Genomic DNA, 16,693 nt, shown 5'->3' on the forward strand with positions numbered 1-16,693 from the left:
GCCCTCATCGTGCCGCCGGAGAGCATCCTGCGCAACGAGCGTTGCGATACGTGCAACGGATGGGGTGATCGGTCCGGCGCATGACCGTGGAGATCAGTGAACGTCCGTCACCAGCACGTCCAGCGACCACGGCCTCCCCGCCTTCGCGGGCGCCTGCGCCTCGACCTCGTACCCGAGGTCCCGCAGCGCCTCCACCAGCCCGGCGGGCCCCTCGGGCGCGCTCCCGGACGCCAGCAGACTCCGGACGATCCGCCCCTTGGTCGCCTTGTTGAAGTGGCTGACCACCTTGCGGGTCGGCGCGTGCAGCACCCGCACGGTCGCCGTCCGCCCGGCCACCTCGCCCTTCGGCCTCCACGCCGCCGCGTACGCCGACGAGCGCAGGTCCAGCACCAGGCCGTCCCCGGCCGCCTCGGGCAGCACCTCGGCCATCGGCGCCCGCCAGTACGCGCCCAGCGCCCCGAGCCCGGGGAGCCGCACGCCCATCGAGCAACGGTAGGAGGGGATCCGGTCGGTCACCCGCACCGCGCCCCACAGCCCCGAGAACACCAGCAGCCACCGGGCGGCCCGCCTCCGGGCGGCCGGGTCCAGCGACGCCAGGTCCAGCGCGTCGTACAGGACGCCGGTGTAGATCTCCCCGGCCGGACGCGCCCCCGCCGTCCGCAGCTCGGTGTTCTTGGCGACCTCGCCGCGCAGCCCCTCGCTCAGCCCGAGCACCTCGCGTGCCTTCTCCTCGTCACCGGCGCACAGCTCGACCAGCTCGCCCAGCACGGCCTCCCGGGCGGGGGCCAGCCCCGGCAGGGACAGCGACTCCGGCTTCAGCGGGGCGCCCCGGCCGGACGCGGCCTTCCCCTCGGACGGCGGCAGCAGGACAAGCACACGTACTCCTTCGATCGAGCTCTCGGCCCCTGGTCAGGGTACGGCGTACCCCTCCCGGGCCCGGTCGACGGCCCGTACGAGGGCACCGGGGTCGTCGGCGTGACAGCGCACGACGCGGACCTCGCGCCGCCGCCCGAGGAAGGTGACGTGGGTGACGGGCTCGGCGAGGCCGATGGTGACCGAGGTCTGGGAGCCGACGGCGAGATCGAGTTCCCCCTGAGCCCGCTCGTGCGTCGTCCGCAGTTCCCGGCGCACCGAGGCGATCCGCTTCAGCGGTATCCGCACGTCCACGTGGACGGCCCGGCGGATCCGCAGCGTCCCGCCGCCCGCGTCCAGGACGTGCGGCCGGACCACGGACGCGGCGTGCAGCCCCACGACGACGAGGACGGTGTACACGTCCAGGACCAGGACCACGTGGTGCGCCGTGGGCCAGTCCCGCAGCAGCACGGACATCATCACGGACTCGATCACGCACACGAACCCGAGGCCGAACATCATCGCGCCCTGCCCCCGCGCGTACCCGAACGCCGCCGCGCCGCCCTGGATCCCGTGGGTGCGCCGCGCCGCCCACAACCACAGGCTCGCCAGCAGCCGCAGCTCGTGCCGGATCACGAGGTACGGGACCGTGACGAACGACGGGGCCCTGAGGAAGGCCCGGCGCCTCGCCGACGGGCCCTTCATGACCGCCGCTCCCGCGCGACGATTCCCATCGCCTGCCGGACCGCCTCCGCCTGCCCCGGCGCGAAGTCGGCGTACAGGGCGCGCAGGAAGCTGTCACCGGAGTCGAGGACGGCGTCGCCCTCGGGCAGCAGCTCCGCGGGCAGGCACGCGGCGAGCATGGCGGCGGCCTCGGCGACGCGCGGGTCGTCGGCGCCGGCGCCCGCCAGCTCGTCGAGCAGCGCGTAGGCGCGATGGGCGCGTGCCACCGCCTCCGGGGAGCCCAGGGCACCCCGCAGCGTGGCCAGCAGCCCTTCCCGGTCCTCCGGCGCCATCGTGCTCTCCAGCAGCGCCAGCATCTCGCGGTCCCGTACGGCCATGGGGGAGCCGGAGACGTCCCCCATCCCCGCGAACAGCGCCGCCAGCTCCGGCGAGACCGGCCCCTCGGGCGGCAGCCCGCCCTCCGCCTCCAGCAGGGCCCGCAGCCGCGCCCGGCGCTCCCGGATCGCCGCCTCCTGCCGCGCCAGATCCGCGTCCAGCTCCTGGAGCACCTCGGCAAGATCCTTCCCGGCCTCGTCCGCGAGCACGTCCCGCACCTCCGCCAGCCCGAGCCCCAGCTCCGTCAGCCGCCGGATCCGGGCCAGCACGACGACGTGCCGCAGCGTGTACGTCCGATAGCCGTTGACCAGCCGCTCCGGCTCCGGCAGCAGGCCCTGATGGTGGTAGTGCCGCACGGTCCGCGTGGTGACGCCGACGGCGTCGGCGAGTTCTCCGATCCGCATGGGGCCAGTACAAACGTTGACGTTGCGACAGGGTCAAGCGGGACGAGGGGCCGGCTTCCGGACAGCGCCGCCGGTCCTGTGCCACGATCGAGGGAACGGTTTCCGGTCTCACGAACAGGTGATCAGGCGATGCCCCAGTCTGGCGAGCGACCGAAGGAGGGGCGTGACATGACTGCCATGGCACACGAACCGATCACGCGGGACCTCTTGCTGGAGTGGTTTCTCGACCTGGACACCCCGGAAGGGTTCCGGGCGGAGCTGATCGAAGGGGAGATCGTCGTGACACCGCCGCCGGACGGGGACCACGAGGACTACATCGGGCTGATCGTGAGCCAGGTGCACCGGCGATCCGTCACCGACATGCAGTTCTCGGGCAACAAAGGCCTCAAGCTGAAGAACGCCGAGGGCCTCTTGGCGGACCATGTGATCCCTGACGGCACCTTCGCGCCCAGGAAGTCCAGGCTCTATCGCGGAGCCGAACCCTGGATGCCCTGCGACGGTGTGACGCTGGTGCTGGAGGTGACCTCCACCAAGCCCAAGGCCGACCGCGAGACCAAACGCCATGCGTACGCGCGCGGCGGCATTCCGTTCTACCTGCTCGTCGACCGTCAGGAGTCGTCGATCACGTTGTTCAGCGACCCGGGCCGCGACGACTACCGACAGCACTGCACCGTCGCCTTCGGAAAGCCACTGACTCTGCCCGCCCCCTTCTCCTTCGACCTGGACACGAGCGACTTCCTCTGATCCCGTGGGGGCAGGGGGGTGGGACGCGGTGGACGCACACGGTGAGCAGGCACGCTGGACCAGGGCCCGGCTGGGGACCGGTGGGCCGACCCTCGACCTGCTCACCGCCCGGTTCGACCGGCACGTCTACGCCCCGCACGCCCACGACGAGTTCACCGTCGGGGTCACCGTCGGCGGCCTGGAGGTCATCGCCTACCGGGGCGGGCACATCCACTCGGGACCGGGCTCCATCGTCGTCCTCGAACCCGGCGAGGTGCACACCGGCGGCCCGGCGGCCCCCGAGGGCTACTCGTACCGGGCCCTGTACGCGGCCCCGGACCTCCTCGCCGACGGCACCCGCGCCCCCGCCGCCCTCCCGCACTTCCGCGAACCCGTCCTCCACGACCCGGAACTCGCCGCCGCCCTGCGCGCCGCGCACACGGACCTGGCCCGCTGCCCCGACCCCCTGGAGGCCGAGTCCCGCCTCCCCTGGCTGCTCACGGCGCTGGCCCGCCGCCACTCCACGGCCCGCGCGGCCGACGACACCGTCCCCGGCGCCGACCGCGTCGCCCGTGTCGTACGCGACCGCCTCGCCGGCGAACTCCTCGCCCCGCCGTCCCTGGCCGACCTCGCCACCGACCTCGGCCTGTCCCGCTACCAGCTCCTGCGCGCCTTCCGTACGGCGACGGGGATACCGCCGTACGCCTGGCTCGCCCAGCACCGGGTGGCCAGGGCGCGCGGGCTGCTGGACACGGGCCTGCGCCCCGCCGAGGTGGCGGCGCTGGTGGGCTTCGCCGACCAGGCCCACCTGACCCGCTGGTTCCGCCGGGTCCTCGGGGTGACCCCGGCGGCGTACCGCAACAGCGTTCAAGACCACGCCCGCTGACCCGGCGCAGACTCGCCGCATGACTGCACGCGGCTGGTTCCTGTTCTCCCTGATGGGAGTGGTCTGGGGCGTCCCCTACCTGATGATCAAGGTGGCGGTGGACGAGGTGTCCCCGTCGGGGGTGGTGTTCGCCCGCTGCGCCCTCGGCGCGCTGCTCCTGCTCCCCTTCGCCCTGCGCAAGGGAGACCTCGTCGGCACCGTACGGAGCCACTGGAAACCCATGCTGGCCTTCGCCGTGATCGAGATCATCGGACCCTGGTGGACCCTGACGGACGCCGAGCGGCACCTGTCCAGTTCCACCGCGGGGCTGCTGATCGCGGGCGTACCGATCGTCGCCGTCCTCCTGGCCCGCTTCTTCGGCGCCGAGGAACGGGTCGGCGCCCGCCGTCTCACCGGACTCGGCCTCGGCCTCGGGGGCGTCGCCGTGCTCACCGTGCCGCACCTCACCGGCGGTGACGCCCGTTCGCTGGCCGAGGTGCTGGTGACGGTCGTCGGTTACGCCACCGCCCCCCTGATAGCCGCCCGCCACCTCAAGGACGTCCCCACCCTTCAGCTCATCACCCCCTGCCTCACCCTGGCCGCCGTCGTCTACGCTCCCGCCGCCTTCCTGACCCGGCCCACCGCCCTGCCCTCGGGCGAGGCCCTGGCAGCCCTGGCCGGCCTCGGTCTCGTCTGCACCGCGATCGCCTTCGTGGCCTTCCTGGAGCTGATCAAGGAGGTCGGCCCGACCCGGGCCGGCGTCATCACCTATGTCAACCCGGCGGTCGCCGTCGCCGCGGGCGCTCTCCTCCTGGACGAGGACCTGACCCTCGGCATCGGCGTCGCCTTCACCCTGATCCTGGCCGGCTCGGTCCTCGCGACGGCCGCCGCCGGTCCGAGGCGGGAGGTCCGCCGGGTACGATGGTCGACACGGCAGACGAGCCGGGCGGGCGGCCGCGTGGAGTCCCTCACGGGACTTCCCGAGGAACGTCCGGGCTCCACAGGGCAGGGTGATGGCTAACGGCCACCCGGGGTGACCCGCGGGACAGTGCCACAGAAAGCAGACCGCCCGGGACCTCGGTCCCGGGTAAGGGTGAAACGGTGGTGTAAGAGACCACCAGTGCCCAGGGCGACCTGGGCAGCTAGGTAAACCCCACCCGGAGCAAGGTCAAGAGGAGCGCCGTAAGAAGCGCTCTGCGCGGACGTTCGAGGGCTGCCCGCCCGAGTCCGCGGGTAGACCGCTGGAGGCCGGTGGCAACGCCGGTCGTAGATGGATGGCCGTCGCCGGAAGGCCCGCGAGGACCTTCCGGAACAGAACCCGGCGTACAGCCCGACTCGTCTGCCGCCACCCTCCCCGTACGTCCGCCGGGTCAGGCGAACGCCGGCATCACCCGCTCCGCGATCAGCCGCAGCTGGGTGTCCACGTCCGCCGCCTCCGGCAGGTCGCGGCCCGTGAAGGTCTTCACCAGGGTGCGGTCGGTGAGCGCGCAGATCATGTGGTTCACGCCGCTGGGAGCGATGTCCCGGCGGATCTTGTCCAGGCACTCCTCGGGCGTGCCCGCGACCGAGAGGCGGTCGGCGACGTCCGGGGTGGTGAGTTCGATGCCGCGGGCCAGGTCGCCGGCGCCGATCGCGTCGATGACCGGCTTCAGTTCCGCCGGGTCCACACCGTTGCGCAGGAGCTGTTCCCCGGGCATCGACGAGGCGTAGATGCCGACCATGCTGCGTGCCGCCTCCTTGGCCGCCGCCGAGTCGGGGCCGGTCGCGAAGACCACCCAGGCCCCGATGTCCAGGGACCGCCAGTCCTTGCCGGCCCGCTCGGCGCCCGCCCGGATGTGCCGCACGGCGTAGTCGTACGCCTCGCGGGTGTAGCTGAGGGCGTGGTGGCAGCCGTCCGACAACTCGCCCGCCGCCTCGAAGGACTTCGGCCCGCGCATCGCCCCGAGCTTCAGCGGCAGCCGGTCCTGCACGGGGCGGGCGAACGTGAACAGTCCGTCGTAGGAGAAGAACTCGCCCTCGTGCGTGATGGCGCCCTCGTCCAGGAACGTGCGCATCACGTGCAGGGCTTCCTTGACGCGGGAGAGGGGCCTGGTGCGGGCCCAGTCGATGCGGTACTGGGCGAGCAGGCCGAAGTTGCCGCTGGACAGGACGCCTTCGGCGCGGCCGCCGGAGAGTTCGTCGAGGGTGGCGAGGGCCTGGGCGATCAGGGTCGGCTCGCGCAGGGTCACCGGGGACACGCTCGGGCCGAGGCGGATGCGGGTGGTGCGGCCGGCCGCCGCGGCGAAGAGGAGCCACAGGTCCTTGTGCCAGGTCTCGTCGGCGGCGTAGCAGGCGTGGAAGCCGAGTTCGTCCGCGAGCCGGATGGACTCCAGGGACTCGGCCAGGGGGTAGTCGGGGAGCATGGCGTAGCTGAACCTCACGGGCGCCACCTTCCGGTGCGGGAACGGCGTGCGGCTTCGTCGTGCTGTCGTGCTGTGCCTCCCCGAGGATGTGAGGCCGCGTTCGCCGCTGTCCAGAGGGCCGCGCTTCGAAAGTTTCGGCCTCAGGCTTCGCTATTTCTGATCATTGTGGGGGAGTGGCTTTTGGTGCTCGGGGCGGGTGGGACTGCTAGTGGGAGTGAGCTGTGGTTTTGTTTCCTGGAGGGGTCCGTGAGGGATGGCGAAGGTTTCGAAACATCTACCGAAACTGTTGACGCTTGACGCGTGCAGGCCAACACTGGCGCCGTTGTCCGATCCCCGCAGGAATCCGCAAGGAGAGGAAGCACCCCCCATGAACCTGCTCGTACAACCCGGGCGCCGCAGAAGCCCCTCTGTCACCCTGCTCGTCCGCGCCGCGTGGGCCTTCGCGCTGGCCGCCCTCGCCGCGATGATGCTCCCCGGCACCGCTCAGGCCGGCACGGTCGTCACGACCAACCAGGAGGGCACCAACAACGGCTACTACTACTCGTTCTGGACCGACAGCCAGGGCACCGTCTCCATGGACATGGGGGCGGGGGGCCAGTACAGCACCTCCTGGCGGAACACCGGCAACTTCGTCGCGGGCAAGGGCTGGAGCAACGGCGGACGCCGGACCGTGCAGTACTCGGGCACCTTCAACCCGTCCGGCAACGCGTACCTGACCCTCTACGGGTGGACGTCGAACCCGCTCGTCGAGTACTACATCGTCGACAACTGGGGCACCTACCGGCCCACGGGCGAGTTCAAGGGCACCGTGACCACCGACGGCGGCACCTACGACATCTACAAGACGACCCGCTACAACGCGCCGTCCGTCGAAGGCACCAGGACCTTCGACCAGTACTGGAGCGTGCGGCAGGCCAAGCGGACCGGTGGCACCATCACCACCGGCAACCACTTCGACGCCTGGTCGCGGGCCGGGATGCCGCTGGGCAACTTCAGCTACTACATGATCATGGCGACCGAGGGTTACCAGAGCAGCGGCAGCTCCAACATCACCGTCGGCGGCACGGGCTCCGGCGGCGGCGGCGGGGGCGGCGGCGGTGGCTGCACCGCGACCGTGTCGGCCGGGCAGAAGTGGGACGACCGGTACAACCTCAACGTCTCGGTCAGTGGGGCCAGCGACTGGACGGTGACGATGAACGTGCCGTCCCCGGCGAAGGTGCTGTCCACCTGGAACGTCAGCGCCGGTTACCCCAACGCGCAGACGCTGACCGCCAAGTCCAACGGCAGCGGCGACAACTGGGGCGCCACCATCCAGGCCAACGGCAACTGGACCTGGCCGTCGGTCTCGTGCAGCGCGGGCTGACCGGCCGTGAGCAGACGTGAGGAGAGGAGAGAGGTGACGGGTATGCGCACCGGAAACCGGCCGCTGTCACGCTCCCTGGTCACCGCGGTCTCCGTCGCCGCGCTCGCCGCCGCCGGTACCGTCGCCGCCGACGCCGCACCCGAGCGGGCCGCCGCCTGCACCGGCTACGTCGGGCTCACCTTCGACGACGGGCCCTCCGGCAGCACCCCGGCCCTGCTCGACGCCCTCAAGCGGAACGGGCTGCGGGCCACCATGTTCAACCAGGGCCAGTACGCCGCCCAGAACCCCTCGCTGGTCCGGGCCCAGGTCGACGCCGGCATGTGGGTCGGCAACCACAGCTACACCCACCCCCACATGACCCAGCTCAGCCAGGCGCAGATGGAGTCCGAGATCTCCCGGACCCAGCAGGCCGTCGCCGGCGCGGGCGGCGGCACGCCGAAGCTGTTCCGTCCGCCGTACGGGGAGACCAACGCCACGCTGCGGGCGATCGAGGCCAAGTACGGGCTGACCGAGGTGATCTGGGACGTCGACACGCAGGACTGGAACAACGCGAGTGCCGACGCGATCGTCCAGGCCGTCTCCCGGCTGGGCGACGGCCAGGTCGTCCTCATGCACGACTGGCCCGCCAACACGCTCGCGGCGATCCCGCGCATCGCGCAGACCCTGGCGGCCAAGGGCCTGTGCTCCGGGATGATCTCGCCGCTGACCGGACGTGCCGTCGCCCCCGACGGAGGCGGCAACGGCGGCGGTGGTGGTGGCGGTGGCGGTTCGTGTACGGCGACGCTGTCCGCCGGGCAGCGGTGGGGGGACCGGTACAACCTCAATGTCTCGGTCAGTGGGGCCGACGACTGGACGGTGACGATGAACGTGCCGTCCCCGGCGAAGGTGCTGTCCACCTGGAACGTCAGCGCCGGTTACCCCAACGCGCAGACGCTGACCGCCAAGTCCAACGGCAGCGGCGACAACTGGGGCGCCACCATCCAGGCCAACGGCAACTGGACCTGGCCGACCGTGTCCTGCGCCGCGGGCTGACCGGCACCGTCCCGCGAGCCGGTCCCCCGGAGACCTCCCGGGGGACCGGCTCCGTCAGGTCCCCGGCGTCGGGGACCGCTCCGCCACCCGCGCCAGGTGCCGGGCGAAGACCTCTCGCGCCTGGGGCGTGAGCGTGCGCAGGGCCACCATCGCCGTGATCACGACGTCGCACAGCTCCGCCTCCACGTCGTCCCAGGTGTGGGTGACCCCCTTGCGTGGATTCTGGCCGGTCGCGCCGATCACCGCCTCGGCGACCTCTCCGACCTCCTCCGACAGCTTCAGCATGCGCAGCAGCAGGCCCTCCCGGCCGCCGACGGGCTGGTCCGCCTCCAGCCACTTCCACAGGCCGTCGATGGTGTTCCAGGGATCGTCGGCCCGCGCGCCGCCCGCGATGTCGCTCATGCGGAGCAGCGTGCCCCGTTCCCGCGGGCGTCAGTCGAACAGTGCCTCCTGGCGCCCCTCGGCGGCCCTGCGCAGCCGCCGGTTCCGGGCCCCCACGACCAGCGCCGTGGCCGCGGCCGTCGCCGCGAACGCCGCCGGGACCATCCAGTTCCGGTTGACCGCGTGGCCCAGCGCGTGGTCCACGGAGAGGCGGCCCGGGCCGGTGACCGCGAGGCCGGCGGCCGTCAGGCCGAGGGAAGCCGCGTACTCGTAGCCGCCGGACTGGGCGAAGAAGCCGTTCGGGGCGTGCACCGCGGCGGCGCCCGCCATCGCGCCGGCCGCCGCCGCGCCCGCGGCCGGGGTGGCCAGGCCCAGTGCCAGCAGCACCCCGCCGCCGGCTTCGGCGAGGCCCGCGGCGGTGGCGCTGGCCCGGCCCGGCGCGTAGCCCATGGCCTCCATCGCCTGGCCGGTGCCCTGGATTCCTCCGCCGCCGAACCAGCCGAGCAGCTTCTGCGCGCCGTGCGCGGCCAGGACGCCGCCGGTTCCCAGCCGGAGCAGCAGCAGGCCGAGATCACGTCGGTCACAACAGTTCACGTCGACTCCCTCGCGGATGGCGGCGGCTCTCACCCCCACCGTCGCCCGTCCGCACTGCCGGGGCCCGCCGCGGGCGCCGTTCGGGTGGCGGGGGGCCGGGGGCGGTGTGACGCTGACCGGCATGACCATTCAGACCACGCGACTCAGCGACCCGGCCGTCCGCGCCTTCGTCGCCGCAGTCAACGCCCACGACCGCGAGGCCTTCCTCGCGACGCTCGCGCCGGACGCCACCATGGCCGACGACGGGGACGACCGGGACCTCGGCCAGTGGATCGACCAGGAGATCTTCACCTCCAACGGCCACCTGGAGGTCGACAACGAGTCGAACGGCGGCCGCGCCCTCATCGCCCGCTACCGCAACGACACCTGGGGCGAGATGCGTACGCGGTGGAGTTTCACCGTGGACGAGAACGGCCGGATCGCGCGGTTCGAGACCGGACAGGCGTAAGGCGCGGCGGCCGTTGCGCCGCACCGGCGTGTCTCCCGCGGTCCCGCGCGGGATCCACCCCCGGCCGGTGCGGTGGAACGGCCGCCGCCTCCCCCCTCGGGATGGCTCGCGGAGCCGCACGGAAGGCGTGGCCGCCAAGTGTGAAGCTCCGGTGAAGGAGAGTTGAGCATAAGTCCGCGACCGGCCGCAATGGCGCGGACTTGGGTATTCCGATTGTGTGGATCGAGGAGGGCGGAGCGGGGGCGCGGGCCGCGCCCCCTCCTCAGCCGCGCCCCACGTACGGCATCGCCGTCGCCATGACCGTCGCGAACTGCACGTTCGCCTCCAACGGCAGCTCCGCCATGTGCCGCACCGTGCGCGCCACGTCGGCGACGTCCATCACGGGCTCGGGTGCCGTCTCCCCGTTGGCCTGGAGCGCGCCGGTCTGCATGCCGGCCGTCATGTCGGTCGCCGCGTTGCCGATGTCGATCTGGCCGACCGCGATGCCGTAGGGCCTGCCGTCCAGCGACAGTGACTTGGTCAGGCCCGTCAGGGCGTGCTTGGTCGCGGTGTACGCGACCGAGTGGGGGCGCGGGGTGTGCGCCGAGATCGAGCCGTTGTTGATGATCCGGCCGCCCCGCGGGTCCTGCTCCTTCATCTGCCGGTACGCCGCCTGCGCGCACAGGAACGCCCCGTTGAGGTTGGTGTCCACCACGTGCCGCCAGGCCTCGTAGGGCAGTTCCTCGACCGGCACGCCGCCCGGGCCGAACGTCCCGGCGTTGTTGAAGAGCAGGTCCAGCCGTCCGAAGCGGTCCCGTACGGCGTCGAACAGGGCGTCGACGTCCGCGGGTCGTGAGACGTCGGCGCGGACGGTGAGCACCTCCGCGCCGCCCGCCGGGGCCTGGGCGGCCGTCTCCTCCAGCGTCTCCACGCGCCGGCCGGCCAGGGCCACGGACCAGCCGGCCGCCAGCAGTTCGAGGGCGACCGCCCGGCCGATGCCCGACCCGGCGCCCGTGACGACGGCGACCTTCTGTGTGCCGACGTGTTCCACGTCGGCGGTTCTCACGGTGTTCATGACTCGGCAGCGTACGCGTGGCCGATCATGCGGAACTCATCCTTCCGACATGGGCTCGCCATGTTCGCGCCAAGCCAGGGTCGTCCCCGGCCATTCGAATGCCCCCTGCAACCACTGCAAGGGGAGGAACGGATGACACCCGCGAACCACCAGGACCAGTACCGGCCCTCGCACGCGCCCGAACTCCGCGCCGCCGCCCGCCACCTGGGCCGCCGCCGCTTCCTGACCGTCACCGGCGCCGCCGCCGCGCTCGCCTTCTCCGTCAACCTGCCGGCCGCCGGCACCGCGAGCGCCGCCGAACTCGACGCGGCACAGCTCACCGACGACCCCTTCACGCTCGGCGTCGCCTCCGGCGACCCGCAGCCCGGCTCCGTGCTGCTGTGGACGCGCCTGGCCCCCGCCCCGTACCAGGCCGACAGCGGGCTGCCCGCCCAACGCGTCGAGGTGAGCTGGGAACTGGCCCTCGACGAACGGTTCCGCCGCGTCGTCAGACGGGGCAAGGCCACCGCCCACCCCGAGTTCCACCACACCGTGCACGTCGAGGTCGACCACCTCGCGCCCGGCCACGTCTACCACTACCGCTTCCGCGCCGGCCGCTTCGTCAGCCCGGCCGGCCGCACCCGCACCGCGCCGGCCCAGCACAGCCGGGTCTCCGACCTCACCTTCGGCCTGGTCTCCTGCCAGAAGTACGACGAGGGCCACTACACCGCGTACAAGCACCTCGCCCAGGAGGACGTCGACGTCGTCTTCCACCTCGGCGACTACCTCTACGAGTACGCCGTCAACGCCGTCGGCGGCTCCCGGGCCTACCCCGCGGGCACCCTCCCGCCGATCTTCAACCGCGAGACGGTGACGCTGGAGGACTACCGCCTGCGGTACGCCCTCTACAAGTCCGACCCCGACCTGCGGGCCGCGCACGCCGCGCACCCCTTCGTCGTCACCTGGGACGACCACGAGACCGAGAACAACTACGCCGACGAGACGCCCGAGAACAGCGTCCCGCCGGAGGAGTTCCTCATCCGCCGCGCCGCCGCATACCGGGCGTACTGGGAGAACATGCCACTGCGCCGGCCCCAGCTCCCCGACGGGCCGGACCTGAAGCTGTACCGCCGCCTGCACTGGGGCCGGCTCGCCCAGTTCGACGTGCTCGACACCCGCCAGTACCGCTCCAACCAGGCCTACGGCGACGGCTGGCAGTTCCCCGGGCCCGAGTCCGAGGACCCGAGCCGCACGCTGACCGGCGACGCCCAGGAGCGCTGGCTGATCAACGGCTGGCACCGGTCGAACGCCCTGTGGAACGTGCTGCCCCAGCAGGTCACCTTCTCCCAGCGGTACAACATGACCACCACCCCGTCCAAGGTCTCCATGGACTCCTGGGACGGCTACCCGGCCTCCCGCGAGCGGGTGCTGGCCGGCGCGCAGGCCGCCGGTGTCGAGAACCTCATGGTCCTCACCGGCGACGTGCACGTCTCCTACGGCTTCGACATCAAGCGGGACTTCTCCGACCCCGGCTCCCGGACCGTCGGCACGGAGATTGTCACCACCTCTGTCACCAGCGGCCGGGACGGCTCGGAGAAGCCGTCCAACTGGGACACCCTCATGACCGCCAACCCGCACCTGAAGTTCTTCAACGGCCGGCGCGGCTACACCACCGTGACGCTGGGGCGGCAGGTGGCGCGCGCCGACTTCAAGACGGTGTCCCACGTGACCACCGAGGGCGCGCCCCTCACCACCGCCGGGTCCTTCGTGACCGAGGTGGGCGACCAGGGGCTCAAGCCGGCGTGACGACCGGCTCGTCCGCCTCTCCCAGGCGCTCGCCGGCCTCTCCCGGGCGCTCGCCCGTCTCGCCCGGGTAGCGGACGCCGACGCGGTCCCGGATCGCGTCGAGCGTCCGCATCACGGCGAGCGTGCCGTCCAGCGGCACCAGCGGGGACTCGGTCTCCCCGGCACGCACCGCGCGCATCACCTCGCGGGCCTCGTGCCTGAGACTGGCCCGCGGCCCGTCGGCCGGGTCCGCCCGGAACTCCTGCGGCTCCTTGCCGTCCCGGTGCAGCACGAAGTGGTCCGGGAAGAAGAAGCCGTACGGGACGTCGATGCGGCCCGTGGAGCCGGTCACCGACGCGGAGTTGGGCGTGCCGCCGACGATCGAGCAGTGCACGGAGGCGAGGGCGCCGCCGCCGTAGGAGAGCAGCGCGCCCGTCTGGAGGTCGACGCCCTCGTCCGACAGCACCGCCAGCGCCGTGACGTCCTCGGGCTCGCCGAGCAGGAGCTGCGCGAACGACACCGGGTACACGCCGAGGTCCAGCAGCGCGCCGCCGCCCTGCGCGGGGTCCCGCAGCCGGTGCGCGGGCGGGAAGGGCCCCGCCAGCCCGAAGTCCGCGTGGACGCTGCGGACCTCACCGATCGCGCCGTCGTCGACCAGCGCCTTCAGCCGCCGTACCAGTGGATTGCAGTACATCCACATCGCTTCCATCAGGAAAGCGCCGTTCCCGCGGGCGAGCGCGACCAGTTCCTCCGCCTCGCGCGCGTTCAGCGTGAACGGCTTCTCGCACAGCACGTTGCGCCCCGCTTCGAGGCAGAGGCCGGCGGCGGCCCGGTGCGAGGAGTGCGGGGTGGCGACGTACACCACGTCGACGTCCTCGTCCCGCGCCAGCGCCTCCCAGCCGCCGTACGCCCGCGCTATCCCGAACCGCTCCGCGAACGCCTTCGCCGACGCCTCGGTCCGCGAGGCCACCGCCACGACCTCCGCGTCCGGCAGATCGACCAGATCCGCCGTGAACCTCGCCGACATGCCGCCGGTCGCCAGAATCCCCCAGCGCACCTTCTGTCCGGTCACCGCTGACACCCTGCCCCACCCTCGTCCAGGTTGTTCGAGTCTGTTCGTTCAAGTCCGTACGAGCTGAGAGCATAGGTGCCGGATCTGTCGAAGAGGGAGGGGCACATGCCCGAGCGCGGGCCGTCCATACCGCACACGTCACCGCACACGCCGCCGGACACCACACCGAAGAACCCGAAGCCCGCACAGCCGGCCGGACCCGCAACGGGGCCGGCCGTCGGCGCGCTGCGGGGCGCCCGGCGCACCGGCTGGCTCGTCACCCTGGTCCTCGGCGGCCTGACCGCCACGCCGCCCCTGGCGATGGACATGTACCTCCCCGCGCTGCCGGAGGTCACCCGGTCCCTGGGCGCGCCCGCCGCCACCGTGCAGCTCACGCTCACCGCCTGCCTGGCCGGCATGGCCCTCGGCCAGCTCGTCGTCGGGCCGATGAGCGACAAGTGGGGGCGCCGCCGCCCGCTGCTGACCGGCCTCGCCGTCTACGTCGTGGCCACCGCGCTGTGCGCGCTCGCGCCCACCGTCGAGACGCTGGTCGCCTTCCGGCTGGCGCAGGGACTCGCCGGGGCCGCCGCGATCGTCATCGCGCGTGCCGTCGTACGCGACCTGTACGACGGTGTGGCCATGGCCCGCTTCTTCTCCACCCTCATGCTGATCTCCGGGGTCGCCCCGGTGGTCGCGCCGCTGATCGGCGGGCAGATCCTGCGGGTGACGGACTGGCGGGGCGTGTTCGTCGTCCTCACGGTGGTGGGGGTGGTGCTGGGCGGTGTCGTGTGGGCCCGGCTGCCCGAGACGCTGCCGGAGGGGGAGCGGCACGCCGGGGGTGTCGGCGACACGCTGCGCGCGATGCGCGGGCTGCTCGCCGACCGCGCCTTCACCGGGTACATGCTCGCGGGCGGGTTCGCCTTCGCCTCGCTGTTCGCCTACATCTCCGCGTCGCCGTTCGTCATCCAGGAGATCTACGGCGCCTCCCCGCAGACCTTCAGCCTGCTGTTCGGCCTCAACTCGATCGGCCTGGTCGTCGTCGGGCAGGTCAACGGCAAGATCCTGGTGGGGCGGGTGCGGCTGGACCGGGTGCTGGCGCTCGGGCTGCTGATCGTCATCGCCGCCGCGACCGCGTTGCTGCTGATGTCCCTCGGCGTGTTCGGCGAGGTCGGGCTGGTGCCGGTGGCCGCCGCGCTGTTCGTGCTGATGTCCGCGATGGGCCTCGCCCTGCCCAACACCCAGGCGCTGGCGCTGATGCGGGTCGAGAAGTCGGCCGGGTCCGCCTCGGCGCTGCTCGGTACGTCCTCCTTCCTCATCGGCGCCGTCGCCTCCCCGCTGGTCGGGATCGCGGGGGAGGACACCGCCCTGCCGATGGCCGTGGTGCAGCTCGTCGCGGGGGTGGTGGCGCTCGCCGTCTTCGCCTCGATGTGCCGCCGCCGTCCCGTGGAGGGGGAGGAGAGCTGAGCACTCCGAGACTGCGCAGCGACAGCCCGGAGCGGGCCGGGCTCGACCCCGAGCAGCTCCGCCGGGTCGTCGAGGACGTGCACGGCCTCACCGCCGGGGAGCGTCCCTGGGCGGCGGGTGCCGTCGTGGCCGTCGGGCGCGGGCCCGTGCTGGCCGTCGAGGAGGCGGCGGGGTGGGCGGTGCGGTACGCCTCCTACGACGCGCGCGCCGACGCGGGCGTGGAACTGCCCGCCGGGTCGCGGGTGCCGATGAGCGTCGGGACGCCCTTCGACCTGGCGTCCCTGACGAAGGTGTTCACGGCGGTCGCCGCCGTGCAGCAGATCGAACGGGGGACGCTCGGCATCGACGCGGAGGTGGGCGCGTACCTGCCGGACTTCCGGGCTGCCGCCGCGCACCGCGTCACCGTGCGGCAGCTGCTCACGCACACGTCGGGGCTGCGGCCGGAGCTGCCGCTGTACGACTGCGCCGACGACGAGGAGCGGCTGCGGAGGCTGCGGGTGGAGCCGCCGGTGGGGGTGCCGGGGACGTACTGCTACTCGGACCTGAACATGCTGCTTCTCCAGCAGGTGCTGGAGCGCATCACCGGGCGCACGCTCGACGTCCTCGTCCACGACGGGATCACCCGGCCGCTGGGCATGACGGCGACGCACTTCGGGCCGTGCCCGGGGGCGGCGGCGACGGAGGACCAGCGGCGGCCGTGGGCGAAGGCGGACCGGGGGATGCTGCGGGGGGTCGTCCACGACGAGAACGCGTGGGCGCTGGGCGGGGTGGCCGGGCACGCGGGGCTGTTCTCGACGGGGCGGGACCTGGCGGTCTTCTGCCGCGCGCTGCTGGCGGGGGGCTCGTACGGGCCTGCCCGCATCCTCGGGCCCGACTTCGTGGAACTGCTGCTGACCGAGCCGGGGCTCGGCTTCGCGCTCGACCAGCCGTGGTTCATGGGGGAGCTGGCGGGGCGGGGGGCGGCGGGGCACACCGGGTTCACCGGCACGATGCTGGTCCTCGACCGGGCGACGGACACCTTCGCGGTGCTCCTCGCCAACACGGTCCACCCGCGCCGCCGGGCCGCGGACAACGGGCCGCGGGCGGCGCTGGGGACGCGGGTGGCGCGGGCTGTGCGGTCGATCTGAGCGGGTGGGGTGCCTGCGGCGGCCTGTGCGGGGTGGGTGGGGGTGCGCGTAGCGCGGTGCGTGGTCGGGTGGGGCGGGGCCGGGCCGGGGGGGGGGCCGACAAGGGAAGG

General features: G+C 72.8%; 16 protein-coding genes, 1 other RNA gene and 1 pseudogene. 10 read left to right on the forward strand and 8 right to left on the reverse strand.

Translation table 11 applies throughout. The features are described from left to right. Window positions 1-93: 93 nt before the first annotated feature. The 3 genes from yaaA to ACFIF2_RS07110 are packed head-to-tail and all read right to left on the reverse strand — an operon-like array spanning window position 94 to window position 2,315. Window positions 94-876 (reverse strand): peroxide stress protein YaaA, encoded by a 783-nt coding sequence (gene yaaA / locus ACFIF2_RS07100; protein WP_395571641.1) that lies wholly within the window; start codon window positions 874-876, stop codon window positions 94-96. Window positions 877-909: 33 nt separating this feature from the next. Then, on the reverse strand, window positions 910-1,557 hold the full coding sequence (locus ACFIF2_RS07105) for a hypothetical protein (protein ID WP_395571642.1): 648 nt from the start codon (window positions 1,555-1,557) through the stop codon (window positions 910-912). Continuing rightward, entirely contained in the window at window positions 1,554-2,315 is a 762-nt protein-coding gene (locus tag ACFIF2_RS07110) for a MerR family transcriptional regulator (protein WP_395571643.1), read from the reverse strand. Before ACFIF2_RS07110 ends, ACFIF2_RS07105 begins: the two co-directional genes overlap by 4 nt. A 177-nt stretch (window positions 2,316-2,492) precedes the next feature. Between ACFIF2_RS07110 and ACFIF2_RS07115 the strand changes: the two genes are divergently transcribed. The 4 genes and pseudogenes from ACFIF2_RS07115 (at window position 2,493) to rnpB (ending at window position 5,245) form a co-directional block, all read left to right on the forward strand. Then, entirely contained in the window at window positions 2,493-3,059 is a 567-nt protein-coding gene (locus tag ACFIF2_RS07115) for a Uma2 family endonuclease (protein ID WP_395571667.1), read from the forward strand. 28 nt (window positions 3,060-3,087) lie between these two features. Then, on the forward strand, window positions 3,088-3,924 hold the full coding sequence (locus ACFIF2_RS07120; protein WP_395571644.1) for an AraC family transcriptional regulator: 837 nt from the start codon (window positions 3,088-3,090) through the stop codon (window positions 3,922-3,924). A gap of 19 nt (window positions 3,925-3,943) precedes the next feature. Beyond that, a pseudogene (locus ACFIF2_RS07125) lies at window positions 3,944-4,771 on the forward strand (DMT family transporter); the annotation flags it as partial. Between the two features lie 70 nt (window positions 4,772-4,841). Next, window positions 4,842-5,245: RNase P RNA component class A (rnpB, locus tag ACFIF2_RS07130), an RNA gene on the forward strand. Between the two features lie 28 nt (window positions 5,246-5,273). Here the strand turns inward: rnpB and ACFIF2_RS07135 are convergent. Further along, window positions 5,274-6,323, reverse strand: a complete 1,050-nt coding sequence (locus tag ACFIF2_RS07135; RefSeq protein ID WP_395571645.1) for an LLM class flavin-dependent oxidoreductase — start codon at window positions 6,321-6,323, stop codon at window positions 5,274-5,276. A 349-nt stretch (window positions 6,324-6,672) separates the two neighbouring features. On the opposite strand from ACFIF2_RS07135, the gene ACFIF2_RS07140 reads away from it, so the two are divergent. Together ACFIF2_RS07140 and ACFIF2_RS07145 are read left to right on the forward strand one after the other, a co-directional pair. After that, entirely contained in the window at window positions 6,673-7,668 is a 996-nt protein-coding gene (locus ACFIF2_RS07140) for a glycoside hydrolase family 11 protein (RefSeq protein ID WP_395571646.1), read from the forward strand. Window positions 7,669-7,710: 42 nt separating this feature from the next. Further along, a complete protein-coding gene (locus ACFIF2_RS07145) occupies window positions 7,711-8,700 on the forward strand; it encodes a polysaccharide deacetylase family protein (protein ID WP_395571647.1) in 990 nt (329 codons plus the stop codon). Window positions 8,701-8,754: 54 nt separating this feature from the next. Here the strand turns inward: ACFIF2_RS07145 and ACFIF2_RS07150 are convergent, their stop codons facing one another. Both ACFIF2_RS07150 and ACFIF2_RS07155 read right to left on the reverse strand, forming a co-directional pair. Continuing rightward, window positions 8,755-9,102: a MazG-like family protein gene (locus ACFIF2_RS07150; RefSeq protein ID WP_395571648.1), complete on the reverse strand. Its 348-nt coding sequence runs from the start codon at window positions 9,100-9,102 to the stop codon at window positions 8,755-8,757. Between the two features lie 30 nt (window positions 9,103-9,132). Next, window positions 9,133-9,675: a DoxX family protein gene (locus tag ACFIF2_RS07155; protein ID WP_395571649.1), complete on the reverse strand. Its 543-nt coding sequence runs from the start codon at window positions 9,673-9,675 to the stop codon at window positions 9,133-9,135. Between the two features lie 121 nt (window positions 9,676-9,796). Here ACFIF2_RS07155 and ACFIF2_RS07160 point away from each other — a divergent pair, with 121 nt between their 5' ends. Next, window positions 9,797-10,123, forward strand: coding sequence for a nuclear transport factor 2 family protein (locus ACFIF2_RS07160; RefSeq protein ID WP_395571650.1), 327 nt, complete (start codon window positions 9,797-9,799; stop codon window positions 10,121-10,123). A 262-nt stretch (window positions 10,124-10,385) separates the two neighbouring features. Here the strand turns inward: ACFIF2_RS07160 and ACFIF2_RS07165 are convergent, their stop codons facing one another. After that, the gene (locus tag ACFIF2_RS07165) at window positions 10,386-11,177 is read right to left on the reverse strand and encodes an SDR family oxidoreductase (protein ID WP_395571651.1); all 792 of its coding nucleotides are present in this window, start codon (window positions 11,175-11,177) and stop codon (window positions 10,386-10,388) included. 132 nt (window positions 11,178-11,309) lie between these two features. Here ACFIF2_RS07165 and ACFIF2_RS07170 point away from each other — a divergent pair, with 132 nt between their 5' ends. Then, a complete protein-coding gene (locus tag ACFIF2_RS07170; RefSeq protein WP_395571652.1) occupies window positions 11,310-12,962 on the forward strand; it encodes an alkaline phosphatase D family protein in 1,653 nt (550 codons plus the stop codon). Here ACFIF2_RS07170 and ACFIF2_RS07175 read toward each other — a convergent pair. Then, a complete protein-coding gene (locus ACFIF2_RS07175; protein WP_395571653.1) occupies window positions 12,949-14,013 on the reverse strand; it encodes a Gfo/Idh/MocA family protein in 1,065 nt (354 codons plus the stop codon). The genes ACFIF2_RS07170 and ACFIF2_RS07175 overlap by 14 nt on opposite strands. Before the next feature lie 105 nt (window positions 14,014-14,118). Between ACFIF2_RS07175 and ACFIF2_RS07180 the strand changes: the two genes are divergently transcribed. Next, window positions 14,119-15,456, forward strand: coding sequence for a multidrug effflux MFS transporter (locus ACFIF2_RS07180; protein WP_395571654.1), 1,338 nt, complete (start codon window positions 14,119-14,121; stop codon window positions 15,454-15,456). Beyond that, window positions 15,420-16,583, forward strand: coding sequence for a serine hydrolase domain-containing protein (locus ACFIF2_RS07185; protein ID WP_395571655.1), 1,164 nt, complete (start codon window positions 15,420-15,422; stop codon window positions 16,581-16,583). The genes ACFIF2_RS07180 and ACFIF2_RS07185 overlap by 37 nt, the downstream gene beginning before the upstream one ends. Window positions 16,584-16,693 lie beyond the last annotated feature (110 nt).

Origin of the sequence: Streptomyces sp. BK79 (assembly GCF_044142145.1) — a bacterium.
In the GTDB taxonomy this organism is placed as follows: Bacteria; Actinomycetota; Actinomycetes; order Streptomycetales; family Streptomycetaceae; genus Streptomyces.

Excerpts from the sequence above, each read along its gene's own strand:
- ACFIF2_RS07165 (WP_395571651.1), bottom strand. The coding sequence starts at position 11,177 with ATGAACACCGTGAGAACCGCCGACGTGGAACACGTCGGCACACAGAAG.
- ACFIF2_RS07140 (WP_395571646.1), top strand. The coding sequence starts at position 6,673 with ATGAACCTGCTCGTACAACCCGGGCGCCGCAGAAGCCCCTCTGTCACC.
- ACFIF2_RS07150 (WP_395571648.1), bottom strand. The coding sequence starts at position 9,102 with ATGAGCGACATCGCGGGCGGCGCGCGGGCCGACGATCCCTGGAACACC.
- ACFIF2_RS07110 (WP_395571643.1), bottom strand. The coding sequence starts at position 2,315 with ATGCGGATCGGAGAACTCGCCGACGCCGTCGGCGTCACCACGCGGACC.
- ACFIF2_RS07160 (WP_395571650.1), top strand. The coding sequence starts at position 9,797 with ATGACCATTCAGACCACGCGACTCAGCGACCCGGCCGTCCGCGCCTTC.
- ACFIF2_RS07170 (WP_395571652.1), top strand. The coding sequence starts at position 11,310 with ATGACACCCGCGAACCACCAGGACCAGTACCGGCCCTCGCACGCGCCC.
- ACFIF2_RS07115 (WP_395571667.1), top strand. The coding sequence starts at position 2,493 with ATGGCACACGAACCGATCACGCGGGACCTCTTGCTGGAGTGGTTTCTC.
- ACFIF2_RS07145 (WP_395571647.1), top strand. The coding sequence starts at position 7,711 with ATGCGCACCGGAAACCGGCCGCTGTCACGCTCCCTGGTCACCGCGGTC.
- ACFIF2_RS07180 (WP_395571654.1), top strand. The coding sequence starts at position 14,119 with ATGCCCGAGCGCGGGCCGTCCATACCGCACACGTCACCGCACACGCCG.
- ACFIF2_RS07105 (WP_395571642.1), bottom strand. The coding sequence starts at position 1,557 with ATGAAGGGCCCGTCGGCGAGGCGCCGGGCCTTCCTCAGGGCCCCGTCG.